The sequence below is a fragment of the Leclercia sp. 29361 genome (assembly GCF_011290365.1).
Lineage (GTDB): Bacteria > Pseudomonadota > Gammaproteobacteria > Enterobacterales > Enterobacteriaceae > Enterobacter > Enterobacter tamurae.
In genome coordinates, this window is sequence record NZ_CP049786.1 from 2,521,035 (window position 1) to 2,546,511 (window position 25,477).

At 57.2% G+C, this 25,477-nt stretch carries 25 protein-coding genes; 13 read left to right on the forward strand and 12 right to left on the reverse strand.

Annotated elements, in window-relative coordinates; all coding sequences use genetic code 11:
- Positions 1–154: 154 nt before the first annotated feature.
- The 3 genes from G7090_RS12005 to G7090_RS12015 all read left to right on the forward strand — a co-directional run bounded on the left by G7090_RS12005 (position 155) and on the right by G7090_RS12015 (position 3,621).
- Positions 155–742: a DUF4142 domain-containing protein gene (locus tag G7090_RS12005; protein ID WP_166182569.1), complete on the forward strand. Its 588-nt coding sequence runs from the start codon at positions 155–157 to the stop codon at positions 740–742.
- A gap of 117 nt (positions 743–859) precedes the next feature.
- Positions 860–1,741 (forward strand): SDR family oxidoreductase, encoded by an 882-nt coding sequence (locus tag G7090_RS12010; protein ID WP_166182570.1) that lies wholly within the window; start codon positions 860–862, stop codon positions 1,739–1,741.
- A 47-nt stretch (positions 1,742–1,788) separates the two neighbouring features.
- On the forward strand, positions 1,789–3,621 hold the full coding sequence (locus G7090_RS12015; RefSeq protein ID WP_242685313.1) for a glycoside hydrolase family 15 protein: 1,833 nt from the start codon (positions 1,789–1,791) through the stop codon (positions 3,619–3,621).
- Here the strand turns inward: G7090_RS12015 and G7090_RS12020 are convergent.
- Complete coding sequence (locus G7090_RS12020) at positions 3,596–4,426, reverse strand: DMT family transporter (RefSeq protein WP_166182571.1); 831 nt, start codon at positions 4,424–4,426, stop codon at positions 3,596–3,598. The genes G7090_RS12015 and G7090_RS12020 overlap by 26 nt on opposite strands.
- Positions 4,427–4,506: 80 nt before the next feature.
- Between G7090_RS12020 and G7090_RS12025 the strand changes: the two genes are divergently transcribed.
- On the forward strand, positions 4,507–5,184 hold the full coding sequence (locus G7090_RS12025; RefSeq protein WP_166182572.1) for an SOS response-associated peptidase: 678 nt from the start codon (positions 4,507–4,509) through the stop codon (positions 5,182–5,184).
- 437 nt (positions 5,185–5,621) lie between these two features.
- Here the strand turns inward: G7090_RS12025 and G7090_RS12030 are convergent, their stop codons facing one another.
- From G7090_RS12030 to G7090_RS12045, 4 genes are all read right to left on the reverse strand, one after another.
- Positions 5,622–6,887, reverse strand: coding sequence for a Y-family DNA polymerase (locus G7090_RS12030; protein ID WP_166182573.1), 1,266 nt, complete (start codon positions 6,885–6,887; stop codon positions 5,622–5,624).
- 167 nt (positions 6,888–7,054) lie between these two features.
- The gene (dsbG, locus tag G7090_RS12035) at positions 7,055–7,810 is read right to left on the reverse strand and encodes a thiol:disulfide interchange protein DsbG (RefSeq protein WP_166182574.1); all 756 of its coding nucleotides are present in this window, start codon (positions 7,808–7,810) and stop codon (positions 7,055–7,057) included.
- Positions 7,810–9,828 (reverse strand): protein-disulfide reductase DsbD, encoded by a 2,019-nt coding sequence (locus tag G7090_RS12040; RefSeq protein ID WP_166182575.1) that lies wholly within the window; start codon positions 9,826–9,828, stop codon positions 7,810–7,812. The genes dsbG and G7090_RS12040 overlap by 1 nt, the downstream gene beginning before the upstream one ends.
- 46 nt (positions 9,829–9,874) lie before the next feature.
- Positions 9,875–10,210, reverse strand: coding sequence for a copper-binding protein (locus tag G7090_RS12045; RefSeq protein ID WP_225758681.1), 336 nt, complete (start codon positions 10,208–10,210; stop codon positions 9,875–9,877).
- 218 nt (positions 10,211–10,428) lie between these two features.
- On the opposite strand from G7090_RS12045, the gene G7090_RS12050 reads away from it, so the two are divergent.
- Positions 10,429–10,752: a YebG family protein gene (locus G7090_RS12050; RefSeq protein ID WP_166182577.1), complete on the forward strand. Its 324-nt coding sequence runs from the start codon at positions 10,429–10,431 to the stop codon at positions 10,750–10,752.
- A 92-nt stretch (positions 10,753–10,844) separates the two neighbouring features.
- Here the strand turns inward: G7090_RS12050 and G7090_RS12055 are convergent, their stop codons facing one another.
- Positions 10,845–11,744, reverse strand: a complete 900-nt coding sequence (locus G7090_RS12055) for a LysR family transcriptional regulator (protein WP_166182578.1) — start codon at positions 11,742–11,744, stop codon at positions 10,845–10,847.
- Positions 11,745–11,873: 129 nt separating this feature from the next.
- Here G7090_RS12055 and G7090_RS12060 point away from each other — a divergent pair, with 129 nt between their 5' ends.
- A complete protein-coding gene (locus G7090_RS12060) occupies positions 11,874–12,725 on the forward strand; it encodes a nitroreductase family protein (RefSeq protein WP_166182579.1) in 852 nt (283 codons plus the stop codon).
- A gap of 34 nt (positions 12,726–12,759) precedes the next feature.
- On the opposite strand, the gene G7090_RS12065 is transcribed toward G7090_RS12060, so the two are convergent.
- A complete protein-coding gene (locus G7090_RS12065) occupies positions 12,760–13,146 on the reverse strand; it encodes a helix-turn-helix domain-containing protein (RefSeq protein WP_106993034.1) in 387 nt (128 codons plus the stop codon).
- Positions 13,147–13,258: 112 nt separating this feature from the next.
- On the opposite strand from G7090_RS12065, the gene G7090_RS12070 reads away from it, so the two are divergent.
- Positions 13,259–14,308 carry an NAD(P)-dependent alcohol dehydrogenase gene (locus G7090_RS12070; RefSeq protein ID WP_166182580.1) on the forward strand — a complete coding sequence of 350 codons (1,050 nt, stop codon included), beginning with the start codon at positions 13,259–13,261 and terminating at the stop codon, positions 14,306–14,308.
- Between the two features lie 23 nt (positions 14,309–14,331).
- Here the strand turns inward: G7090_RS12070 and G7090_RS12075 are convergent, their stop codons facing one another.
- On the reverse strand, positions 14,332–15,189 hold the full coding sequence (locus G7090_RS12075) for an alpha/beta fold hydrolase (RefSeq protein WP_166182581.1): 858 nt from the start codon (positions 15,187–15,189) through the stop codon (positions 14,332–14,334).
- Positions 15,190–15,313: 124 nt separating this feature from the next.
- Here G7090_RS12075 and G7090_RS12080 point away from each other — a divergent pair, with 124 nt between their 5' ends.
- On the forward strand, positions 15,314–15,691 hold the full coding sequence (locus G7090_RS12080) for a RidA family protein (RefSeq protein ID WP_166182582.1): 378 nt from the start codon (positions 15,314–15,316) through the stop codon (positions 15,689–15,691).
- Positions 15,692–15,772: 81 nt separating this feature from the next.
- On the opposite strand, the gene G7090_RS12085 is transcribed toward G7090_RS12080, so the two are convergent.
- The 3 genes from G7090_RS12085 to G7090_RS12095 form a co-directional block, all read right to left on the reverse strand.
- Positions 15,773–16,249 (reverse strand): SRPBCC family protein, encoded by a 477-nt coding sequence (locus G7090_RS12085; protein WP_106993037.1) that lies wholly within the window; start codon positions 16,247–16,249, stop codon positions 15,773–15,775.
- A gap of 15 nt (positions 16,250–16,264) precedes the next feature.
- A complete protein-coding gene (locus tag G7090_RS12090) occupies positions 16,265–16,984 on the reverse strand; it encodes a DUF1571 domain-containing protein (protein ID WP_242685314.1) in 720 nt (239 codons plus the stop codon).
- 90 nt (positions 16,985–17,074) lie between these two features.
- Positions 17,075–17,665: a TetR/AcrR family transcriptional regulator gene (locus G7090_RS12095; protein ID WP_166185269.1), complete on the reverse strand. Its 591-nt coding sequence runs from the start codon at positions 17,663–17,665 to the stop codon at positions 17,075–17,077.
- Between the two features lie 76 nt (positions 17,666–17,741).
- Here G7090_RS12095 and bdcA point away from each other — a divergent pair, with 76 nt between their 5' ends.
- Positions 17,742–18,455 carry an SDR family oxidoreductase gene (bdcA, locus tag G7090_RS12100; RefSeq protein ID WP_166182583.1) on the forward strand — a complete coding sequence of 238 codons (714 nt, stop codon included), beginning with the start codon at positions 17,742–17,744 and terminating at the stop codon, positions 18,453–18,455.
- A gap of 10 nt (positions 18,456–18,465) precedes the next feature.
- Here the strand turns inward: bdcA and G7090_RS12105 are convergent, their stop codons facing one another.
- Positions 18,466–18,903, reverse strand: a complete 438-nt coding sequence (locus G7090_RS12105; RefSeq protein ID WP_166185272.1) for a GNAT family N-acetyltransferase — start codon at positions 18,901–18,903, stop codon at positions 18,466–18,468.
- Positions 18,904–19,142: 239 nt separating this feature from the next.
- On the opposite strand from G7090_RS12105, the gene G7090_RS12110 reads away from it, so the two are divergent.
- From G7090_RS12110 to G7090_RS12125, 4 genes are all read left to right on the forward strand, one after another.
- Positions 19,143–19,712 (forward strand): TetR/AcrR family transcriptional regulator, encoded by a 570-nt coding sequence (locus tag G7090_RS12110; RefSeq protein ID WP_166182584.1) that lies wholly within the window; start codon positions 19,143–19,145, stop codon positions 19,710–19,712.
- A gap of 148 nt (positions 19,713–19,860) precedes the next feature.
- Entirely contained in the window at positions 19,861–20,982 is a 1,122-nt protein-coding gene (locus tag G7090_RS12115) for an efflux RND transporter periplasmic adaptor subunit (RefSeq protein ID WP_166182585.1), read from the forward strand.
- Complete coding sequence (locus tag G7090_RS12120; RefSeq protein WP_166182586.1) at positions 20,982–24,092, forward strand: efflux RND transporter permease subunit; 3,111 nt, start codon at positions 20,982–20,984, stop codon at positions 24,090–24,092. The genes G7090_RS12115 and G7090_RS12120 overlap by 1 nt, the downstream gene beginning before the upstream one ends.
- Positions 24,092–25,456 (forward strand): efflux transporter outer membrane subunit, encoded by a 1,365-nt coding sequence (locus G7090_RS12125; RefSeq protein ID WP_166182587.1) that lies wholly within the window; start codon positions 24,092–24,094, stop codon positions 25,454–25,456. Before G7090_RS12120 ends, G7090_RS12125 begins: the two co-directional genes overlap by 1 nt.
- Positions 25,457–25,477 lie beyond the last annotated feature (21 nt).

The window sequence follows — 25,477 nt, forward strand, 5'->3', positions numbered from 1 at the left end:
ATTTCCTGCCGCCCGCCGACCAGGACAATAGCTTAATCTGCTGCCACACCCCACCCATCCACTATACTGACCATTGCAGTTGTAATTTGGACAGCAGGAAATGCACGGTTAATGATCTGACATCAACCCTACCCATGACCATCAGGAGAACAACATGCAAAAGCGTAACAACCTGAAAGTGCTGCTGATTGCCTCAGCAGTCGCCGCCATGTTCGGCACTGTCGGCGTGCAGGCCCAGTCGACGAGCGCCGCCCAGAGTGACGCCGCAGCCCAGACCAGCTCCACCGGCTCCATGGCTAAGCTCAGTTCCGGGGACGAAAAAGCGTTGAAGGACATGGCGCAGGCTAATATCAATGAAGTTGCCGCCGCTAAGATCGCGCTGAGCAAGGCAGACAGCAGCGACGTCAAAGCCTTCGCCCAGAAGATGGTCGATGACCACGGCGCTGCCCTGACCAAAGTCCAGGCGGTCGCCCAACAAAAAGGGGTGACACTCCCGACTGAGCCGGATCCAGCCCATAAAGCCATGGCCGATAAGCTGGAAAAAGAGAGCGGCGACGCGTTTGACAAGATGTATATGGAGAATGCCGGCACCAAAGACCACAAGATGGTGTTGTCGAAACTGCAAAGTGACGCCAAAAACATCAAGGATCCCGATGTGAAGGCCCTGGCGGATGCACATACGCCGGTGGTTGAGCAGCATCTGAAGTCTGCCGAGCAGATGAAAATGGCAGCAGATAAATAACCCGCCTGAACTTCAGCCCGTTAACGGGCTGAATTCTCAAATGTTCCCCCTGAAAGCGCGATATCCATCACATTATGCCAGGCTTTATATTCATCACCGAAATATAAGGAGCCTGCTATGTCGCATCACACCTCACCGGATCAGTACCCTCGCCCTCCTTTCCCCGAGCAACTTCAGCCCTGGCCGGGGCTCGCCTCGCAGATGACGCCTCAGGCCGACCATGGCGAGACCAGCTATCGCGGCACTGGCAGACTCAAAGGCCGCAAAGCGCTTATCACCGGCGGTGATTCGGGGATTGGCCGGGCGGTGGCGATTGCCTATGCTCGTGAAGGCGCAGACGTGGCCATTAATTATCTGCCCGAAGAGGAGAGCGACGCGGCGGAAGTGATCAAACTCATCCAGGCGGAAGGCCGTAAAGCCGTCGCTATCCCTGGCGATATTCGCACCGAGTCCTTCTGCGAAACCCTTGTGGAGCGCGCGGCCGCAGAGCTGGGCGGGCTTGATATCCTGGTGAACAATGCCGGGCGTCAGCAGTTCTCCACCTCGATTCGCACTCTCTCTACCGCCGACTTTGACGCCACCTTCAAAACCAACGTCTATGCCATGTTCTGGATCACCCGCGCCGCCCTCAACCATCTTTCGGCCGGCTCGGCGATTGTGAATACCTCCTCCGTTCAGGCCTTCGATCCTGACGCTATCGTGCTGGACTATGCCCAGACCAAAGCTGCTATCGTGGCCTTTACCAAATCGCTGGCCAAACAGTTGGGTAGCGAAGGCATACGCGTAAATGCCGTGGCGCCAGGCCCCTACTGGACGCCGTTGCAGGTGAGTGGCGGCCAGCCGCAGGAGAAGATCGTCAGCATGGGCTCCGGCACACCGATGGATCGCCCGGGACAACCGGTAGAAATTGCCTCGCTTTACGTGACCCTTGCCTCCGATGAAAGTAGCTATTGTTCGGGCCAGGTATGGTGCGCAGACGGTGGCAACGGCACGCTTTAATTATCCGTAACGAAAAGACAACGCGGCCTGCTGCGCCAGACGAAGGGATGACTCATTTGAAAAATGCTAAATACACTATGCCGTTGCGCGAGGAAGGATTTATTGGTCTGGGGGATTATGCCGCGATCGGTGAGGGCCGCTCGGTGGCGCTCATCGCCCCGGATGGTTCGATCGACTGGTGGAGCGCGCCCAATCTCGACTCGCCGCCCCTTTTCGATCGACTACTGGACCCGACCATCGGCGGTTTTTTCAGCCTGACCCCTGCGGTGGACTATTCCGTCTCGCGCGCCTATCGCGAGGACAGCAACGTGCTGGAAACCCGTTTTGAGACCAAAGATGGCACGGTGTTGTTAACCGAATCGATTAACAGCACCCTGGCGGGGCGTCTGCCCTGGAGTGAACTGGCCCGGCGGCTGGAAGGCGTCCGCGGCACCGTGCCTTTCCGGCTCCATCTGCGCTTCGGGACGATGGTCGAAACGCGCTCCCCCTGGCGGTCAGATACCTTCAAGGGGAGCGTTTACCATATCGGCGATCTGATGGCGATGCTGCACACCAGCGAAAACGTCGTTATTACTCACGCTGATGACGAAGAGATCGAAGCGGAGATCACCCTCAAAAAGGGAAGCCGGGAAGTTGTCGCCCTGCTCGTCACCCAGAGCGAGCCGCTGGCGGTGCCGGACATTCAGGCGATTGATAACCGCATTGAAACCAGCCACACCGCCTGGCAGGACTGGGTGAAGGGGCTCAAATACGACGGCCTCTATAAAGATCACGTTATCCGTTCCGCGCTGGCGCTGAAGTTCCTCTGGTATTCACCAACCGGCGCGCTAGCCGCGGCGGCCACCACCTCCCTGCCGGAAGGGATCGGCGGCGAGAAAAACTACGACTACCGCTTCGCCTGGGTGAGAGATGCCTGCCTGATCATTAAAGCCTTTACCTTCCTCGGCACCCTTGAGGAGTGTAAGGCGGCGTTTTCCTGGCTGTCGAAAACCATTATCAAACACGGCCCGGAGATGCAGGCCTGCTACACCCTCGAAGGCGAGCTGGTACCGGAAGAGCGTTACGCGGAACTCCAGGGCTACCGGGGTTCGCAGCCGGTACGCATTGGCAATAACGCCCGCGACCAGCGTCAACTGAGCATGTATGCCGATATGCTTGGTGTGGCAAAACTGTTTGTCGAAGCGGGCCATATTCTGGATACGGGCACCTCGCGCTTCCTCGGGCATCTTGCCAATCAGTGCGCCGACCGCTGGCGCATGAAGGACTCCGGGATCTGGGAATTGCCGGAAGAGCGTCATTATACCCACTCGAAAATGTCCTGCTGGCTGGCGCTGGACTGCGCCGTGGTGCTGGCGGAGCACAGCCATATCGAACCGACATGGAAGGCGCGCTGGGAACGCGAGCGGGACCGCATCCGCGACTGGGTTGAAGAGCACTGCTGGTCCGAAACCCATCAGTCCTACTGCTTTTACGTCGGGGACGGCGGGCAGCTGGACGCCTCCCTGGCGCTGGTTTCACGCTACGGCATGAAAGTGAACCCGAAACGCATGAAGCTGACCTATGAGGCTATCCATCGCGAGCTGGGCCATAACAGCGCGATGGTCTACCGGTACAGCGGCGTCGAGCAGGAGGAGAGTACCTTCATCGCCTGTTCATTCTGGCTGGCAGAGGCCTGGGCCTCGATGGACGAGCCAGCAGTTGGCGAGGAGATGATGGAGGAAATTCTGGAGACGCTGTGCCACCGCGGCAACGTTGAAACCTTCAATGAGATGTTTGATACCCGCACCGGCGAATGGGTGGGCAATATGCCCCAGGGCCTGAGCCATCTCGCCCTCATCTGCGCGGCGCAGGCCATCAGCGAGCATCACGGGCCCGAATGACCAGCGTAATGCCGAGCAGCACGGCACACATCGACACCAGCATGCGCAGGCTGAAGGTTTCGCCGAGCAGTACCACGCCGCCCAGAGTGGCAAGACAGGGAACGCTAAGCTGCACCGTACTTGCGGTCATGGCTTTCATCTTCGGCAGCAGCGTATACCACAGGGCGTAAGCCGCGCCTGATGCCAGTGCCCCGGACGTCATGGCTAATAACAGTCCGGGTGTACTGGTAAACCTTTCCCCGGACAGCAAGAGCGAGAGAACAACGGTGAAAGGGACGGCGAGAATAAAATTCCCCGTCGTCGCCGGTATGGCTTCCGGCATGCTTTTCCCTTTCACCGAGTAGTACGCCCAGGCCAGCCAGGAGCCGATCATCATCAGCGCGCTGGTTGGTTCCGGGGCATGCGCGCCGGGGAGCAGCAACAGCAGGGTTCCAGCGACAGCCAGCAACAGCCCCGCGCCCTTTAGCACACCAATTTTTTCTCCCTGCCGCCAGCCATAGATGACCATTGCCGTCTGCACGGTCCCGAACAGTAACAGCGCCCCGGTCCCGGTATCGATCCGCAGATAGGACCAGGACATCGCCAGCACATACAGCGTCAGGGCCAGACCGCTCCGCCAGTCATAATGTATTTTCGATGCTGGCTTTTTTCTGACGCTCATCAGCATCACCAGGAACAGTGCGCCGCTGACGATCCGCACATCGCTGAAGGTCGCCGGATCGATGTGCCCGTCCGTCAGCGCCACCCGGCACAGGACGGAGTTCGCCGCAAACGCCAGCATGGTGAGTATTATTTTTCCTGTCATACCCTCTCTCACAAGTGCAACCTGCCCGTTTCCGGAAAATAGACAACCTATAATACTTACATATACCACCGGAGGTGACTATGTGTGGACGTTTTGCCCAGGCGCAGACCCGGGAAGAGTATCTTGCCTTTCTGGCCGATGAAGCGGATTGCGACATCCCCTACGACCCGCAACCCATCGGCCGCTATAACGTGGCGCCCGGCACCAAAGTGTTACTGCTCAGCGAGCGCGAGGATCTGTTGCATCTCGACCCGGTATTCTGGGGTTACGCCCCTGGCTGGTGGGACAAGCCGCCGCTGATCAATGCCCGGCAGGAGACCGCTGCCAGCAGCCGGATGTTTAAACCGCTGTGGAACCATGGTCGGGCAATTGTCTTTGCCGACGGCTGGTTCGAGTGGAAAAAAGAGGGGGATAAAAAGCAGCCTTACTTTATCTGTCGCGCCGACGGACAACCCATCTTTATGGCGGCCATCGGCAGCACGCCCTTTGAACGTGGAGATGAGGCGGAAGGATTCCTGATCGTCACCGCCGCGGCGGATAAAGGGCTGGTGGATATTCACGATCGGCGTCCGCTGGTGTTAACGCCAGAGGCAGCACGGGAATGGCTGCGCGAGTCGGTGAGCGGGCAAGAAGCAGAAGAGATTGCGCAGACGGGTGCAGTTCCCGCGGACGCATTCCACTGGCATGCCGTTACAAAGGCCGTGGGGAATGTAAAAAACCAGGGGCCAGAATTAATTGATGACATCAGCGACGCGTAAAATAAAGCGGATGACTTGTTACTATTATTTACTGGAATTTACTAACACTCAATTAATATAAAAGTGCCGTAAGCGAAGCGGTAAAAAATAATCCAGGAGGGCCCAGATTGGGCCCCCGCTTTACACTTAAACAACCTGTTTTGGCCAGCGTCTCCTTTTCGGGAGTGGCACGCATGAGTGAGGGGTGAGTCGGGTTCCACAAACGGAACAAACAGCACCATGAGGTTGGGTTTGCGTTGGGCTAAACGTGGTAAAACGAAATCGCGTACTTGTGCAAACCGGGCACTCAAATTTTAGGTTGGGAATAGCCCCTCCGGGCAAGTGAGTAGAAACACCACCATACAGTAATTATTAATCGAACAGGGATATATCGTATAAATAACTTTCTTTGCACCTATATTTCTTTTTTATAAGCAGACTAATTTTGGGATAAGGATTTATCTCACCCGCAATAAATCAGAAAAACGCGTGGTATATCGGGGAGATAACATCTCTCTTTTCATTTGCCATTGCTGTTCAATCCCCTGCCCGGCAAACCAGAGGGTTCCGCGCCCTTCTTTTTTATTGAGTTGGTCGATAACCGCCATCAGCTCTGCGCTGTTGCGTCGGGGAGGATTTTCATCAAACAGATTAAGCTGCGCGACGCCAAGACTGAAGAAATCCCCCAGCATGACCCCGGCTTTCTGATAGCGCAGCCCCTCTTTCCAGATGGCGTCCAGACAGCGAGTCGCCGCGTTAATAATATCCCGGCTGTCTTCGGTGGGCGTCAGGAGCTTAATCGAGGCGCTGTTGCCATAGTAAGGCTCGTTCAGCGCAAACGGCGAGGTCTTCACAAAAGCGGAGATAAACCGGCAGTACTGGTGCTCGGCCCGCAGTTTTTCGGCGGCGCGGGCGGCATAGCTGCAGATGGCCTGGCGCATCGCCTCGTAGTCTGAGACCTTCTCGCCAAACGAGCGGGAGCAGATAATCTCCTGTTTGTGCGGGGCAAACTCTTCAAACCCCAGGCAGGATTCGCCGCGCAATTCCCGCACGGTGCGCTCAAGCACTACGCTGAAATGCTTGCGGATCACGGCGGTATGGGTGTCGGCCAGATCCAGCACGGTTTTAATCCCCATGGCATCCAGCCTTTTACTCAACCGCCGCCCAACGCCCCATACCTCCTCGACGGGCAGCGCCGCCATCAGCTTACGCTGCCGCTCGACGCTGGAGAGATCGAGCACGCCGCCGGTCTGCCGCTGCCATTTCTTGGCCGCGAAATTCGCCAGCTTGGCGAGGGTTTTGGTGGGGGCAATACCCACCCCAACGGTCAGGTGCGTACGTTGCAGCAGCGTTTGTCGAATTTCACGGCCAAAGGCCTCCAGATTGAGGCAATTGCTGACGCCGGTGAGATCGCAAAAGGCCTCATCAATGGAGTAGATCTCAACCCCTGGGGTGATCTCTTCCAGGGTGGTCATCACCCGGTGGCTCATATCGGCGTACAGTTCGTAATTACTGCTGAAGGTGACAATCCCGTGGCGGCGAAAAATCTCTCTCTGCTTGAAATAGTGTGCCCCCATCGTCACCAGCCCTTTCGCTTCGGCGCTGCGGGCGATAACGCAGCCATCGTTGTTCGACAGCACCACCACCGGGCGCCCCTTCAGATCCGGGCGAAACACGGTTTCGCAGGAGGCATAGAAGCTATTCACGTCTACCAGCGCAAACATGATTATTGGCGCGCTTTGACTGGCGCGATAACGCGCGAAAAGATGAGTTGCATAATATCAAATCCATTTAACTGTATATCTATACAGTATTCATGAATTGATGGATAAATCAAGGTCCTGTCCGCAACCTTTCTTCTGGCGCGGACAGGACGTATGGCCAGAGTGGCTTATTTACAGGCCACCAGATCGGCCATTTGCGCAGCATCAGGCATGCCGATGATTTGTTGCAGAACTTGCGCCTTATTCAGGTAATAAATGGCAGGCGTGCCGCTGGCACCGAGTTTTTCCATCAGTTGCTGACTGTGCTGGATCTGTTTAAACACAGCAGGCGGAGTGTCGCCCTGCAGCGCCGGTTTGGTTTTTCCGTCGCTGCTTTCCAGGTCATACCAGACTTTAGCCGGATCCTTCGCGGAGAGAATTGCCGCTGCATACTGGGCGCTGTCCGGGCGGATCACGCCAACCAGCAAGGTTTTGGTGTTGATGCTTTTATCCTTGATAAAAGGCTGGGCCTGGTGCCAGAACTTATTGCAGTAGGGGCAGAAGGGATCGGCAAATACCACCACCTGGCACTTCGCGTCCGGGCTGCCTTCGGCGATCCCTGGCGCGGCGGTAAGCTGCTTCCACATCTCGCGCCCGGCGGGAATATAAATCTCATCATTAATGATTTTCTCGCTCAGGTTATTTCCCTCGGCATCATACATATAGCCTGAAATCACATGCTTTTTATCCGGGGTAAGATAAAGCGTGACGCCCATGTCCTGATATTTACCCACCCAGCCTTCCACGCCACCGGGGGCGCTGAACGGCTTAATAATTTCAATGCCCTGCTTCTGCATTTGTTTAACCGGTTCAGGTAAATCAGTGGTCTGCGCCTGCGTGGTGGCGCTTATCAGTAAAATTAACAGGGTCAGGATCTTGTTCATTATTTTTCCTCAGTGTAATCAGGTGATGTAGCCGCATTCGCACCCATCAGGGTGGTCAGCAGCGCGTCTTTGCTAAGCAGGGATGGCAGCACGTGCCCCTGCGGAATTGCAGGGCCAAAAACAGCGTTAAAAGGAATGCCGCTGGCGCCGTAGCGGCGCAGGAATCGTTCGATTTCAGCAGAAGGCTGACTCCAGTTTCCCTGCAGCAATACAACGTCGTCGCGGTTTAAGGCAGCGATCACCTCAGGGCGATGAAGAACCAGCACTTCGTTCACCCGGCAGTTAAGGCACCAGTCGGCGGTGATATCCACCAGCACGCGCTTTCTGGCATTCAGCGCCTCACTGAGTGCCGCTTCGCTGAGCGGTTGCCAGTTCAGGGGGGAGTCGTCCTTCCCCTGGGGCTGGGGAGCCAGAAAAGCATACAGCCCCGCGCCAAACAGCACGCTAAACATCAGACTGCGCAGATTTTCTTTGTGGTTCGGCATGGCCTTCGCGCAACGGAAAAGGAAAAATGCCACCATCAGGCCGCCGCCGATCAGCACATAGCGTGCGCCCCACTCCTTTACCAACAGCGACATCAGCCAGATACAGGAGCCCAGCATCAGGAGCACCAGCCCCAGACGCAGTTTTCCCATCCAGGGGCCGGGTTTAGGCAGCCAGCGCGCCACGCCGGGAACAATGCTGATCGCCAGCCAGGGAAGACTCATCCCAAGCCCCAGCACCAGGAAGATAAGCCACAGCTGATGCACCGGTGCCGCTAACGCGAAGGTGACGGCAGTACCAAGGAATGGCGCCGTACAGGGCGTGGCAAGCAGGGTCGCAAAGGCGCCTTCCAGAAAACTCCCGCCGATACCGTTGCCACCGGCGGTAGCCAGCCGGGTGGACAGAGTGGAAGGCAGGCGAATTTCAAGCAGGCCGGCGAGGCTGAAACAAAAAATCCAGGTCACCAGCACCATAGCGGCGATGAACCATGGGCTCTGGAACTGAAACCCCCAGCCAATCCAGGCCCCGGATAACCGCAGGCCGGTAATGACCGCCGACAGCACCAGAAACGAGAACATTATCCCGGCCGCCGTTGCCAGGAAACGCACCCGCGTCTGACGGCGGCTGCTTTCTGCCAGGGTCATCAGCGAAGCGAGTTTTATCCCGAGGACAGGCAGAACACAGGGCATCAGGTTGAGGATAAGGCCACCCGCTAACGCCACGGCCATGATCTGCCACAGCGTGGTGGACGGGCTGATATCTACCCTGAGCTGCTGGCTCTGCGCACCATCGCTGACCAGCAGAGAGAGCGGCTGCAACCCGGAGGCCTCCAGCGGTTTTCCCTGGCTATCGCTGACGTTAAACCGGGCGGTCAGCGTGTCACCGAGGATCGCGGTCTGCGGCGACGACAGATTCACCCCCGTCGGGTTGTCAGGAAAGAGATCGGGATGGGACCAGCCTTCCGGGGAGGTCAGTTTGACGGTCAGCGTGTCATTGTCAGCGGCGACGGATTTGACCGCCACAGGGCCGTTATCTGGCGGAACCGCGCGCATCGCGTTGTCCCAGGCATCGGCAAACTGCGCTGACGGACCGGAAGCCAGGTTGATATCCAGCGGGAAGGTATTGACCACGCAGAGCGTGCTGCACAGCGAAAGCGTCAGTTTCCCGCGTAATCGCTGCTGCTCATCGGTGGCCACTTCGAGCGGAAACACAACGCGGCGATCGTAGCCGACTGAACTGAAGCCAGCAGAATCAAAGCGGACAGGCCGGGGCCAGTGCCACTGCGTTTTGGCCTGCGGCTCCCACGCGATCACCGGCCGAAAGCCGCCGTCACCGGGGGTACGCCAGTAGGTTTTCCACCCTTCATTAGGGGTCACGTCCAGCAGCAGACGAACTTTCCCCTCTGCGGGCGCATCATGCCAGACGTGAACCTGAGCATGGGAATTTTCAGGCTTCATCGACCAGCCCGGTACCGCAGCTGAGGCCGCAGACAAGCTGAATAACAGGAACCACAGGCTCCTGAAAAAGGTTTTCATCTATTTTCTCCGTAAAAAATTAACTAAACAGGAACGTCCAGTTCAGTCATTCACGGAAAACGCAGTTTTTGAGGTGTATTCGAAGTAAAGGAGGTCGGAAAAGGATCACCGGTCTCGGCAGGACGCTGATTTTGATCAGCACCGCTAATACCAGAACCAGCAGACCGGGTAACAGCAGAAGCGTATCGAAATGGAGGGGTTGGGCGTTCAGCAGCGAGTGGGCGCTGAGCTCACAGGGGGACAAGGCGGGCGACACGCGCTCCTGCACGCTGTTTTCAGCGCTCAGGGAGAGCGCGGCGGCTTTCACCTGCATGTTATGCAGGATACTCGCCCGCTGAGTCAGGCAGATCAGCATGACAAAACAGGCAACCACCAGAAGCACGATGGCTTTCAGTTGCCTGTTTTTTTGATGAGCCGAACCCGTCAGGATATTCATGGGCAATGAGAATAGTGAGCCGCACGCCTGCGGGCAAGCGGCAATTTGTAAAGGAATGCCAACCCAAGCGGTCTCCTCACCTTCTACCTGACGATGTCATTTTTTGCTGCAACTAAAACCCGGAGCTGTTATACTGTATATAATTACAGTACGGAGGGCGCATAATGGCTGTTGAAACAAAATTTGTTGTCGTAAGAAAAGGTGAAGAGAAAATGACATTTGCCAGTAAGAAAGAGGCTGACGCTCACGACAAACTGCTCGACCTGGCAGAAGCGTTCACCGACTGGCTGTTGCAAAGCGAAATGCAGATGGATGAAACCCAGGCTGAGAATCTTGGGCTGTATCTGGCCGAGCAGAAAGAGGCCGTGCAACATATTCTGCGTACCAGCAAGCTCCCTGAGCTGAATGCCGCCCCTGCAACAGATAAAACAGAGTCAGATGCAGATACCGCTGGCAGTAAAAAAATCAGAGCCGTTAAAGCAGCCTGATCGCCAGAACAGATCATCACTGAACCTGTCGCCGTGAGTGGGAAACCGCTCGCGGCTTTTTTTATGGGAGGTATGGTTGCCGGATACGCTTTTCAGGCGTGATACCCGGAAAGTCTCTCTACCATCCAGTCAATAAAAAGCCGGAGACGCGCATTCAATTGCTTGGTTGGCGGATAAATTATTGATACAGGAAATCGTGTATGGGTCGCGTCTTCAAGAAGGGGAACGAGCTGTCCTGACTGAAGAAAGTTTTTTGCTACAGAAGCGTGTGTTTGCCCTACTCCCATGCCGCGCACAAGCATATTGATCAGCGCAGCACTGTCATTCGTGGCGATATCGAAGTTAAGCACCTGCTTTTCACCGCCCCGGTTCCGGAAACGAAGAGGCCAGGCTTCTCCTGTCGCCGCGCTGAAGTAACCCACCACCCTGTGCCCGTTTTCAAGGTCAGCGACACGCCTGGGTACACCAAACTTTTCAAGATAGTCAGGGCTTGCGCAGGTCACTAAGCGATCTTTATATAAGGTTCGGCCAATCAGAGACGAATCCGCCAGCTCGCCTGCGCGAATAACGCAGTCTACTCCCTCCTCAATAAGGTTTACTGGCCGGTCGCCGATCCCCAGCGCGAGCTGGATATGAGGATGGCGTTCCCGAAACTCGTCGAGAATGGGGAGCAACACAAAGTTGGCGAGTGAAGAGTGAAGATCGATTCGCAGCCTTCCTTTAGCCGCAGCGCCCCTGTCCCGCATGGCAGTTTCAGTCTCATCCAGCCTGGCGACAAGCCTGCTGATTCTCTGGTAATACTCAGCGCCCTCAATCGTTAAGGTAACCGATCGCGTCGTGCGCTGTATCAGCTTGATGCCAAGGTGCGCTTCAAGATCCTTGAGCGCTTTGCTGACAGTAGAGCGTGGCAACCCCAGGTGTGCAGCGGCCTTAGTGAATGAGCGCGTTTCAACGATGCGCTGGAATGTACGTATTGCGAGAAGATGATCCATCCCTCCATTCTATCCCAGGCTTCTGGATTGTGCACACACATGGAAACTGAAGTCGGAAAAACAGGGATTATCTGCACGCGTAATCTCAGTATTCTGCGGTCATCACATTCGTATGAGGACGATGACATTATGACCGCCACGAAAAACGAGCTGCAGGCACTACTGGAAGAACGCTATGGCGCAGCGCAACAGAAGCCAGACAATATTATCTGGACCCCACAAGTCGAAGCGCTCCTGCGCCACAAGTCTGTCAGAACATTTTTGCCTGATCCTCTGCCTGAGGGGGCGATTGAGACGATGGTCGCAGCGGCACAGTCGGCCTCTAACTCCTCGGCCCTGAATCAGTGGAGCCTGGTTGCCGTAACGGATGCGGCGTTAAAACAGCGTATTGCAGACAGGGTAGCTCGCTCAGTGCCGGTCGATCGGATCCCGTGGATTGAAGAAGCCCCTGCCCTGTTGCTGTGGGTAGCCGATTTGTCCCGCGGTGCCGACATCACTAAAGAGGCTGGCAAAGAGCCCATTGTTTTCGATTACCTTGATTCGTTCCTGATGTCTTCCATTGATGCAGCGCTCGCGGCGCAGAATGCCGCCGTTGCGGCAGAATCGGCAGGATTAGGCATCGTTTATCTGGGCGTGATGCGCAACATAGCGAAAGAGATCGCAGAGATGATCAATCTTCCGCCACTTAGCTATGTGACTTTTGGTATGGCTGTAGGACGACCCGATGCAAGCCGAACCAGCAGCATTCGTCCCCGACCTGCTCAGCCAATGATCCTGCATTACAATCAGTACGATCAGGGCCGCTATCGCGATTACCTTAAAGATTATGAGGAGGCCTGGCAGGCTTTCCGCGTCCGACAACATATGCGTGCGAAAACCTGGCAGGGCTCGGTGGTGGAATCAGCAACCAGCATCGATTACATGGGGGGAAGAGAGAACCTGCGCGACACGGTGATGGCGCGGGGGTTCAAACTGAAATAAGCCCACCAGGCGGCAGGCCGCTGTTGCAAAGCAGTCAGCTGGACGTCGCCGCCTGATAACAGGCTTCCATTTCATCCAGCGCGGACTGATTTTCTAACCCCCACTGGTACATTTGCTCAATGGGTTCGGCAAAGGTTCTGCCAAGTGGGGTCAGACGGTAATCGACTTTGGGGGGGATTACGTCATACACATGGCGGGCGATCAACCCTCGCTGCTCCAGCTCTTTCAGCGTCTGGAACAGCATTTTCTTCGAAATCCCCTGCAGGCTGCGCTGTAACTCACCCGTGCGGGCACGTTCATCCGGCCAGTGGTACAGCGCGTGCAGCACCATCGTGCTCCATTTCACTGAAAAGAGCTCCATCAGGCGGCGCGGCGGCGAGTCCGCATAGAAAAAGAGTTTACCCTCAACCCAGGCTGGCATTGTTCTTCCCTCTGCTTATGGTCACCAAATGGTAACTACTATCAATATGGAACCCTGTTGACTATAGTCTGCCCCCTTGAGTTAACCAACACCAGCACATTCCTGAGGTAAGATGAAAATCAACGCTTTAGTCGCACATGACGCGGCACAACCTTTAGTATCAGGCCAGGTTTCGCTGCGCGCCTTACAAAAGCAGGATGTCAAAATCGAGATCCTCTATTGCGGCGTGTGCCACTCCGATCTCCATATGGCGCGTAACGAATGGGCGGTGAGTGAGTATCCCCTGGTACCGGGGCATGAAATCGTCGGACGCATGGTGGAGGCTGGAGACGAAGCCAGCCATTTTAAACCCGGTGATATCGTCGGTGTGGGGGTAATGGTCGACTCCTGCCGCGAGTGCCATTTCTGCAAACACCACGAAGAGCAGTACTGTGAGGCGGGGTTTACGGCAACCTACAATGGCATTGATAAATATACCGGCGACAGAACCCGGGGCGGCTATGCCCAGAGCATCATTGTCGATCAACATTTTGTTGTTTCTGTACCGCAAAACCTGCCGCTTGCCGGAGTTGCACCGCTGTTATGTGCAGGCGTGACTGTCTGGTCGCCGCTGCGCCATTTCAACGTCAAAGCAGGCGATCGTGTGGGTGTGGTGGGCCTGGGTGGATTAGGCCATATGGCCGTGAAGCTTGCCAGTGCGATGGGGGCGGAAGTGACGCTGTTTACCACCTCCCCCGGGAAGGGCGACGATGCCCGTCGTCTGGGGGCAAAACAGGTCGTGGTATCGCGGGATGCCGCGCAAATGGCTGCCTGCCAGACCTCGCTGGATTTTATCATCGACTGCGTAGCGGCCCCGCACGACCTGGACCCTTATCTGGCAACGCTGAAAACCAATGGCCGCCTGGTATTGGTCGGCATTCCGGACCAGCCACACAACTCGCCGAATATTACCCCCATGGTGTTCCGACGTTTAAGCATCAGCGGGTCGTCGATTGGCAGCATTCAGGAAACCCAGGAGATGTTGAACTTTTGCGGCGAACACAATATTACCGCCGAGGTTGAAACGATCGGCGGCGAGGATATTGAGGCTGCCTTTGCCCGCATGCTGAAAGGGGACGTTAAGTATCGCTTTGTGATTGATATGCAGGCGACACGCTGGTAGCAGAGCCCCCCTGCCCGCATCGTTCAATCCGGGCACTGTCTCTCCAGCCATTGACCGACGACGGGCCATAATTTCTCCGCACATCGGCTACGGAAAAAGCCCATATGGCCAATGGCCGGAATACCGAAATCGGCGCGCCGTATCTCGCGGCGTTCGATTTTGGCGTTTCGCACTGGCGCCATCAGCCGCGTAATGGCTTCAGGGTTAGCCCAGGGGTCGTCATCAAACCCCATCACCAGCACGGGTAAGGTTATCTCGCTTGCCCGCTGGCGTGCATCCCAGTCTGGATCGTCGTAGAAATAGCCCGGCATTGCGCTCCAGCGCCCCCACTGAAGCATCACTGGCGCCGGCAAATCCTCGCCCAGCCCAAGACGCCTGGCAGGCATGTACCCGAAGAGTCGGCAAAGAACCGGGGCCAGAACGCGCAATAAGCACCAGACTCGCACCTTTTCTGTCGTCTGTTTTATGGTGCTTGTCACCCCGGCATGTGAGGCCACTATCACCGCGGCCTGCAGGGCGTGCGTAGCTGGCGAAAGCAGAACGGCGTGCCCACCCACACTGTGCCCTACCGCCAGCAGGCTAAGACCGGGGCAGCGCGCTTTAGCCCAGGCGGTGATGCATCCGACGTCCTGCTCGATCCAGTCTGACATTGAGACGCTGTAGCTCCGGACTTTCCCGGATTTTGAAAGGCCCGTGCCACGGTAATCGTACGTGAGGACACTGAATCCCCTGTTAAAAAGGTACTCTGCAAATCCTTTATAAAATGTCTGCACAACCGCCGTTGCGGGGTGAAGGATAACCATCGCTTTGGCATCGCTTCTTTCCCATATCGTGGCCGCCAGAAATCCGCCTTCATTTACGGGTATTATTATTGAATTCATGCGTTGAGCCTTATCTATGTGGTCATACCAGTGGCAACTGAATTCAATCTAGACCTTACTTTCCAATCTGGCGATTTTTTTCTGCTAAGGTGGTGGCTTGTTCACTTTTAAGAAGGCCTGCCGCATGAGTAATGTAATAAGAAAGAATTATCCTGAATTAGGGGAAGTAAAGGCGCCTTATGTCCATTCAGTAAAGCATGGCAATACGCTTTATATTTCCGGCCTTACTGCCTTTGGCACAGCGGCTCAACATGAAGGTATTACCGAGCAGGCTGAAGAAATATTCAACCAAATCAGGAAAATCGTCAGTGCAGAAGGCGCTGATTTTTCCGCCCTGATTAAAGTGACTATATTCATCACCTCTTTTGCGGAGATCGACGCGCTACGTAAAGTGTTATACCGAAATTACGGCGATCACCTGCCTGCCAGTTCGCTTGTGGAAGTCAGCCGCCTCTTCTCACCCGACCTCTCAATTGAAATTGAGGCAGTATTCGGCCTGTAATTTATTGCACATAGTCGGTCGTTTCTGGCGGGCAACTTCGCCCGCCGATGTGTATCCGGAAGGATACGGTTCACTGGTCTTTCATCCGGCATACACTTCAACACGCGTGCCTAATCTCCGGGCCAGCCCGTTAGCGCCGTCGCGCATCACCTGATGGTGGTTCCAGCGAAAAACGGGCCCAGCCAGCGGCGCAAGAAGGTTCATCCAGCGGGTGTTGGTACGTATATCCCAGTCATAGCGGACAATCGTCTCTTGCCCGTGATCGGACAACGACCACACGCCGCGCCCGACTACCTCTCCGCTGGCTTCTCCTTCCAGAAGCGACAGCGGCTGAATAGTTAAGACATGAATATCAAAGGTGATGTGATACGGGAGCGCGCCCTTCCAGGTATAGCGATGCAGAGCACCAATCCCCCGCACATCGCCTTTCTTTAACTCGACGATCTGCACCAGGCTTTCCCACCATTCGGGCCACAAATCCGGATGACACAAAATATCCCATACCTCCTGGACAGAAGCCTCAACCCGCCAGATGGTGGAAAACTGATAGTCAGCCATAGCGTTCGTCTCCCGTCAGGGTGCGAAGAAATCAGGAGGGAAACGCACGTTGATCGCCATGGCCTCCATCAGGACGGTTTCCAGTAATTTGCCCGCCAGTCCATAGCTGACCACTTTGATGGGCAATCCGGATTGCTTATCGAACCAAATCTCATAGTGATGAACCGCATCGACGGTCTTTCCTTCGGGGCCGACCACCGACAAATGCAGCGTTGGTTTCCCGGCGATAATCGCCTCCCCGAGGGTGGTGGTTGTGCCTCCCTGTTGCAGATGCCGAATGTTATTCAGCAACACGCCAAGGTCGGATTGATCCACCCGATGACCATTTTCATCCGTTATCAGTGAATCCGTGGGCGACAGATTCAGAACCGGGAACGTCCCTACGCCAAAGGGCCAGAGCTTCACCTTGCCATTACCCGGATTATAGATGAGCGCCGCTCCGGCATGTGGAGTGGAAAAATCCATCCGCACATGACCCGGTTTACGGTAGCTATAGCGAATGACTTTGGTTTCATCCTGCGAGGAGACGGAGCGCACCATCACCTGGTAAGACTGAAGTTGGGCAAAACGTTGCAGCGCGCGCGCAACGGGATCGGATGTTGTGCCGCTTTGCAAAAAGGCTGCGGCCACAACCAACTTGTCCGCGGCGTGCGCAGGCTCATGAAAGCTTAAGAGCAGCAATGTTGTCAGCATTACTGCCACAGAGAGGAAGCCGCTGATGATGGTCTCCTGCAATAACATGATCGGGAATAAGATCAGTATGTCGGATAACCGTTAAATGTGCCGGGCAGGTCGTTAAACGCGGTTCCCAGCCATCTCCCCACATCAGCGCGGAAGTAATTGCTTCAGGGCCAGCCCTGCCAGACGAACGGTTTCCTGAAGGCGTTCGAGACTATCCCCCGCCCGTGCTTTCGCAGACAGACCCGACATCAGCGTGCTGATAAAGTCAGTCAGCCGAACGGCGTCCTGCGGGTGCTGTTCGGCGATATAAGCCCGAATACTATTTTCAGCAGCAGTATGCAGATCGCACGCCGCCTCGCGCGCCTCGGGATCGTTGCAATGGGTGCCCTCCAGCACCAGGCACCCGGCGGCGGTTGGATCGGCAACGTAGCGTCTTGCCGCCTCGTTCAGAACGTCTATCAAACAGTCAGCCACCGGACGATCGCGACGCAACAGCGCCGTAAAGGGGATCGCGCCGGTATGGTTATAACGCTCCAGCACGCGGGTATAGAGCCCGAATTTACTGCCAAAGGCCGCATAGAAACTGGGCGGATTGATACCGAACGCTTTAGTCAGGTCCGCAATACTGACCGCGTCATACCCTCGGGAATGAAAGAGATATTGCGCGGTTTCAACGGCCTGCTCAGGATCAAACCGACGAGGCCGCCCTGGGGTACGGCTATTTTTTGTAGTGATCACTACATTACTCCTTGACGGCATGCGTTGCCGACGAATATTGTAATCCTCACTACAATATCATGAGGAACAGATTATGGCTGCATTACAAAAGAGAGCGGTACTGGTTTTAGGCGGGAGTCGTGGGATTGGCGCGGCTATCGTACGGCGCTTTGTTTCCGATGGCGCGTCGGTGGTCTTCAGCTACGCCGGCTCGCCAGAGGCCGCCGCGCAACTCGCCACTGAAACCGGAAGCGTAGCGGTACAGACCGACAGCGCCGACCGGGAGGCGGTAATAAAGCTGGTGCGTGACAGCGGGCCGCTGGATGTGCTGATCGTTAACGCGGGCATCGCTCTGTTCGGTGATGCGCTTGAGCAGGACAGCGATGCCGTCGATCGTCTGTTCCGTATCAACATTCACGCCCCTTACCATGCTGCGGTCGAGGCGGCCCGGCAAATGCCGGACGGCGGACGGATTATTGTCATCGGTTCCGTGAATGGCGATCGTATGCCCGTTCCGGGAATGGCCTCTTATGCCGTCAGCAAATCCGCACTGCAGGGGCTGGCGCGCGGCCTGGCGCGGGACCTGGGCGCCCGCGGCATTACGGTCAACGTCGTACAGCCCGGCCCCATCGATACCGATGCGAATCCAGAGAGTGGCCCGATGAAGGAACTGATGCACAGTTTTATGGCCATCAAACGGCATGGGCGTCCTGAAGAGGTAGCGGGCATGGTCGCCTGGCTGGCAGGCCCTGAGGCGTCGTTTGTCACAGGGGCGATGCACACCATCGACGGGGCGTTTGGGGCGTAGTCGTCCGGAATCACACAGCAGGAGGATCAGCAAGCAACTTGACGAAGCGCTTCCTGACCTCCTTATAGCCGTTATTTTCATAAAAATGGTGCGCCCTGACGCGTCTCTCACTGCTTGAAAGCTCCATCTGCGTACAGCCTTTATCAAGGGCGTGCTGCTCAGCGGCGATAAGGAGTTTCTGGCCTATGCCTGTTCCTCTCGCAGACTCATTGATCACCAGGGCGGAGATCAATGCCCACAGGCCACTCTCATGCACGGGGGTGATAAAGTTCACCACAATTACGCCGCAAACGTCCTGCTCTGCTTCAGCCACTAACAGGTTGAAGCTGGTATTCGCTTCGGTAATGTGTCGCGTCAGATTCTCAGGGTCTGTCTGGTAGCCCAACTGGAGAAAAAGCGTTTGCAGGGAGGGAATGTCTTTTAACGCTGCCGCCCTTATTAAGGCCATTGTCATTAACTCCTTACGTTAAGTTCAACGCAAACTTATACAGCTGCCGGTATTATTAATGCCCATACTTTATTCATATTCTTCCTGCCCTCTGGCTTAACCTTCATAACAAATCCTTATTTCTTCCATTTTTTAAATCCGGAAATATTCATTCATTATGCAAATAAAAAAAGTCTTTCCAATAGGCTCCCAAAATGCATAATGAGAACGATCATTCTCACTTTTACAGGGCAGCCCTTATGAGCACAAAGCTGGAAGAACGACAGAAACAGCGTCAGGACGAGATCATCGTTGCCGCGCGCCGCTGCTTTCGCGCCAGCGGATTTCATGCCGCCAGCATGTCGCAAATCGCCAGCGAAGCGAAGCTCAGCGTCGGGCAAATCTATCGCTATTTCAGTAATAAAGATGCGATTATCGAAGAGATGATCCGCCGCATCATCGACTCGCGCATCGAGGAGATGCAGGGCAAAACCCTGGTGGAAGGGATGCCGCAGGCGCTTGCCTGGCGACAGACCCTCAACGAAGACGATGATGCCCTGATGCTTGAAATGTCCGCCGAGGCCACGCGCAACCCGCAGGTGGCATCGATGCTGGTTGAAGCCGAAGCCAGGATGTTTGCCAACGCCTGCGTGCACCTGAAAAAGCAGTTTCCCCACCTGAGCGATGAACATATTCGCTGCTGCGTGGAAATCACCGCGGTGATGATCGAGGGGACCATTTACCGTCGACTCACGCCGTTAAAAGTCCCTTCAGAACAATTAGAGCCCATTTATCAGAATATTTTAAAACTACTTTTCTCTGCGAAGTAATCGCATGTGAATAATTAGCGGAAATAAATAATTTCCCCTTTTGTCATTTCCGGCGCTGCCGGAGATGCGGGATCGCTGTGCCTTTAAATAGCCCTCCTCCCTGTTAAGCCATTAGCAGGGCAGGCTTCGTTCACCCTGGAAAAAGATTATGAAGACCATAACAACCTCCATCGCAGCATTACTCCTCCTGACCGGGTGCGATAATGCACAAACGTCTGCTCCCCATCGCCCGCTTCCGGAAGTGGGGATTGTCACCCTCATGAGCCAGCCGGTGCCCGTGGTCAGCGAGCTGACTGGTCGCACCGCCGCCGCCATGAGCGCCGAAGTGCGCCCGCAGGTAGGCGGCATTATTCAAAAAAGGCTCTTTACCGAAGGCGATACCGTGAAAGCCGGACAGGCGCTGTATCAGATCGATCCCGCCAGCTATCGCGCCGCGTACAACGAAGCAGCGGCCGCGCTGAAACAGGCCCAGGCGCTGGTGCAGGCCGACTGTCAGAAAGCCCGGCGCTATGCGCAGCTGGTGAAAGACGACGGCGTGTCGCGTCAGGATGCAGAAGATGCAAAATCCACCTGCGCCCAGGACAAGGCCAGCGTCGAGTCAAAGAAAGCCGCGCAGGAGAGCGCCCGCATTAACCTCAACTGGACCACCGTCACCGCGCCGATTGCCGGGCGCATCGGCATCTCCTCCGTCACGCCGGGCGCACTGGTCACCGCTCAGCAGGAGACCGCGCTGGCCACCGTTCGCGGGCTGGACCGCATGTATGTCGATCTGACGCGCTCCAGCACCGATCTGCTGCGATTACGCAAACAAACGCTGGCCACCAACAGCGATACGCTGGGCGTGACGTTAACCCTTGAAGACGGCAGCGCCTACAGCGAAAAGGGCCGTCTGGCGCTGACCGAAGTGGCAGTGGATGAATCCACCGGTTCGGTCACCCTGCGCGCCGTTTTCCCCAACCCGCAGCATCAGCTCCTGCCGGGGATGTTTGTCCGCGCTAAGGTGGACGAAGGCATCATGAACGAGGCGATCCTCGCGCCGCAGCAGGGCATCACCCGCGATGCCAAAGGCGCGGCCACTGCCCTGGTGGTGAATGCCAGTAACAAAGTGGAACAGCGTCAGCTGGAAACGGGCGATACCTACGGCGACAAATGGCTGGTGCTGAGCGGCCTGAAGGCGGGCGATAAGCTGATCGTGGAGGGCACCGACAAAGTCACCGCCGGTCAGGAAGTGAAAGCCGAAGAGATGAAAACCACGGGAGGAAACGCCTGATGTTTTCCCGTTTCTTCGTGCGCCGCCCGGTTTTTGCCTGGGTGATCGCCATTCTGATTATGCTCGCCGGGATGCTGGCGATCCGCTCGCTGCCGGTGGCGCAGTATCCGGACGTCGCCCCGCCGTCGATCAAAATCTCCGCCACCTACACCGGTGCCTCCGCGCAGACGCTGGAGAACAGCGTCACCCAGGTTATCGAGCAGCAGCTGACCGGGCTGGATAACCTGCTCTACTTCAGCTCCACCAGCAGTTCGGACGGGTCGGTGAGCATTAACGTCACCTTCGAGCAGGGAACCGATCCGGACACCGCCCAGGTGCAGGTGCAGAACAAAGTCCAGCAGGCGGAGTCGCGCCTGCCGACCGAGGTGCAGCAGTCCGGCATCACGGTGGAAAAATCTCAAAGTAACTTCCTGCTGATCATGGGCGTGTATGACAAAACGGACCAGGCCAGCAGTTCGGATATCGCCGACTGGCTGGTGAGTAATATGCAGGACCCGCTGGCGCGCGTGGAGGGCGTGGGGAGCCTGCAGGTATTTGGCGCAGAATACGCCATGCGCATCTGGCTCGACCCGGCGAAGCTGGCCTCTTACGCGCTGATGCCGTCCGACGTGCAAAGCGCCATTGAAGCGCAGAACGTACAGGTCTCTGCCGGCAAAATCGGCGCACTGCCCTCCTCTAACGCGCAGCAGCTGACCGCCACGGTCCGCGCCCAGTCGCGCCTGCAGACGGTGGAGCAGTTTAAAAACATCATCGTGAAGAGCCAGTCCAACGGCGCGGTGGTGCACATCAGCGACGTGGCCCGCGTGGAGATGGGCAGCGAAGATTACACCGCTACCGCGAAGCTCAACGGTCATCCGGCCGCGGGTATGGCGGTGATGCTTTCACCGGGTGCGAACGCGCTCAACACCGCCACGGCGGTGAAAGATAAAATCGCCGAGTTCAAAAAGTCGATGCCGGAAGGCTACGACGTGGCCTACCCGAAAGACAGCACCGAGTTCATCAAGATCTCGGTTGAGGATGTGATTCAGACCCTGTTCGAAGCCATCATTTTAGTGGTGGTGGTGATGTATCTGTTCCTGCAGAACATCCGCGCGACGCTGATCCCGGCGCTGGCGGTACCGGTGGTTCTGCTGGGCACCTTCGGCGTGCTGGCGCTGTTCGGCTACTCCATCAACACCCTGACGCTGTTTGCGATGGTGCTGGCGATTGGGCTTTTGGTGGATGACGCCATCGTGGTGGTGGAAAACGTCGAGCGTATTATGCGCGACGAAGGGCTGCCCGCCCGGGAAGCCACCGAGAAATCGATGGGCGAAATCTCCGGGGCGTTGGTCGCCATTGCGCTGGTGCTCTCGGCGGTGTTCCTGCCGATGGCCTTCTTCGGCGGCTCCACCGGGGTGATCTACCGTCAGTTCTCGGTCACTATTATCTCGGCGATGTTCCTCTCTGTGGTGGTAGCCCTGACCCTGACGCCCGCGCTCTGCGGCTCGATTTTGAGCCACACGACCCCGCATAAAAAAGGTTTCTTCGGCGCATTCAACCGCTTCTACAGTAAAACCGAGCACGGGTATCAGAACAAGGTGCTGCGCGCCCTGCGCCGCTCCGGCGGCATGCTGGTGGTCTACGCCCTGCTCTGCGGCGCGATGGGGCTCGCCATGCTGAAACTGCCGGGCAGCTTCCTGCCAACGGAAGATCAGGGCGAAATCATGGTGCAGTACACCCTGCCCGCAGGCGCAACCGCGGTGCGTACCGCCGAGGTCAGCCGTCAGGTGCGCGAGTGGTTCCTCAACAAAGAGAAAGCCAATACCGACGTGATCTTTACCGTCGAGGGTTTCAGCTTTAGCGGCAGCGGCCAGAATGCCGGGATGGCATTTGTCTCCCTGAAAAACTGGTCCGAACGTAAGGGTGACGAAAACACCGCCCAGGCCATTGCCCTGCGCGCCACCCAGGAGCTGAGCACCATCCGCGATGCCACCATCTTTGCCATGACGCCACCGGCGGTGGACGGTTTAGGCCAGAGCAATGGCTTCACCTTTGAGCTGATGGCCAGCGGCACCACCGACCGCGACGCCCTGCTGAAGCTGCGTAACCAGCTGATTGGCGAAGCGAATCAGGATGACTCTCTGCACGCGGTCCGCGCCAACGATCTGCCGCAGATGCCGCAGCTGCAGGTGGATATCGATAACAACAAAGCCGTGTCGCTGGGGCTCTCCCTGAGTGACGTCACCAGCACCCTCTCCGGCGCCTGGGGCGGGACCTACGTCAACGACTTTATCGATCGCGGTCGCGTGAAAAAGGTCTACATCCAGGGCGATAGCGACACCCGCGCCGTGCCGTCGGATCTCAATAAATGGTTTGTGCGCGGCAGCGACAGCACCATGACCCCATTCTCCGCCTTCGCCACCACCCGCTGGGAGTATGGCCCGGAAAGTCTGGTGCGCTACAACGGCTCGGCGGCGTATGAAATCCAGGGTGAGAACGCCAGCGGCGCCAGCTCCGGTACGGCGATGAGCAAAATGGAGCAGTTGGCCAACAACCTGCCGGCGGGCAGCACCTGGGCATGGAGCGGTTTGTCGTTACAGGAAAAACTGGCCAGCGGTCAGGCGATGAGCCTATACGCCCTGTCGATCCTGGTGGTGTTCCTCTGTCTGGCGGCGCTGTATGAGAGCTGGTCGGTGCCGATTTCGGTCACTCTGGTGATCCCGCTTGGAGTGCTGGGTGCGGCCGTGGCCGCCTCCCTGCGCGGCCTGAACAACGATGTCTACTTCCAGGTAGCACTGCTGACCACCATCGGCCTGGCGTCGAAAAATGCCATCCTGATCGTGGAGTTTGCCGAGGCCAAAGTCGCCGAAGGCTACTCCCTGACGCGGGCTGCCCTGCGAGCGGCCCAGACGCGTCTGCGTCCGATCATCATGACCTCGCTGGCGTTTATTGCAGGCGTCACGCCGCTGGCGATTGCTACCGGTGCCGGGGCCAACAGCCGCGTGGCGATCGGAACCGGCATCATCGGCGGAACCCTGGCGGCTACGCTGCTGGCGATCTTCTTCGTTCCCTTATTCTTTGTACTGGTGAAACGTCTGTTCTCCGGTAAGCACGCAAACCGGAGGTCATAATGTTTCGTGTATCTGTTTTAGTCTTAGCCCTGCTGAGCGCAGGCTGCGTGTCGTTAGACCCGACGTATCAGCGCCCGGACGCCCCCGTCCCGGCCACCCTGCCCGGCGCACACGGCGAAGCCACCGCCGTGGTGAGCCAGTGGCAGCAGGTGATGAACGATGCACGCCTGAAAGGCGTGGTGACGATGGCGCTCAACAGCAACCGCGACCTGCAAAAAGCGATTGCCGATATCGACGCCGCCCGCGCCCAGTACGGCGAAACGCGATCGTCCCTGTTCCCGACGGTGGACGCGGAGCTGAGCCACACCCGCAGCCGCACGCTGGCAAGCGGCGTCGCGACCAGCGATGAAGCCAACGGCGCGGTATCCAGCTTCGAGCTGGATCTGTTTGGCCGCAACCAGAGCCTGTCGCGCGCGGCGCGCGAAACCTGGCTCGCCAGCGAGTTCACCGCGCAGAATACGCGCCTGACGCTGGTTAGCGAGCTGACCACCGCCTGGGTGACGCTGGCGGCCGATAACAGCAACCTGGCGCTGGCAAAATCAACGATGGAGAGCGCGGCGAACTCGCTCAAGATTGTGAAGCGCCAGCAGGCGGTCGGCGTGGCGGCGGCCACGGACGTCAGCTCTGCGATGGCGGTTTATCAGCAGGCACGCGCCAGCGTGGCAAGCTATCAGACGCTGGTGATGCAGGACAAAAATGCCCTCAATCTGCTGGCGGGCGACACGGTGCCGGACAACCTGCTGCCCGGCACGCTGGAAAGCCTGAGCGATAACGCCATCACGCTGATCCCGGCGGGCGTCAGCTCCAGCACGCTGCTGCGTCGCCCGGATATTCAGGAGGCCGAACATAACCTGCTGAGCGCCAACGCCAATATTGGCGCGGCACGCGCTAACTTCTTCCCGACGATTTCGCTCACCGCCAGCGCGGGCGTCGGCAGCGATTCGCTCTCGTCCCTGTTCAGCCACGGCATGAAGGTCTGGTCATTCGCGCCGTCCATCACCCTGCCGCTGTTCAGCGGCGGGAACAACATGGCACAACTGCGTTATGCGGAAGCGGAGAAGAAGGGGCTGATCGCCACCTATGAGAAGACCATCCAGAGCGCGTTTAAGGACGTGGCCGACGCGCTGGCCCGTCGTGAAACCCTGAGCGAGCAGCTGGATGCCCAGCGCGAATATGTCGCGGCGGAGCAAAAAACGCTGGATGTGGCAACGCGCAGCTATCAGGCAGGCGTGGGGGATTATCTGACGGTACTTACCGCGCGGCGGTCGCTATGGTCGGCTCAGGAGTCGCTGATCGCGTTACAACAAACCGACCTGGAAAACCGTATCACCCTGTGGCAGTCGCTCGGTGGCGGTATTCAGTAACACCTTTTGCCGGGCGGCGCG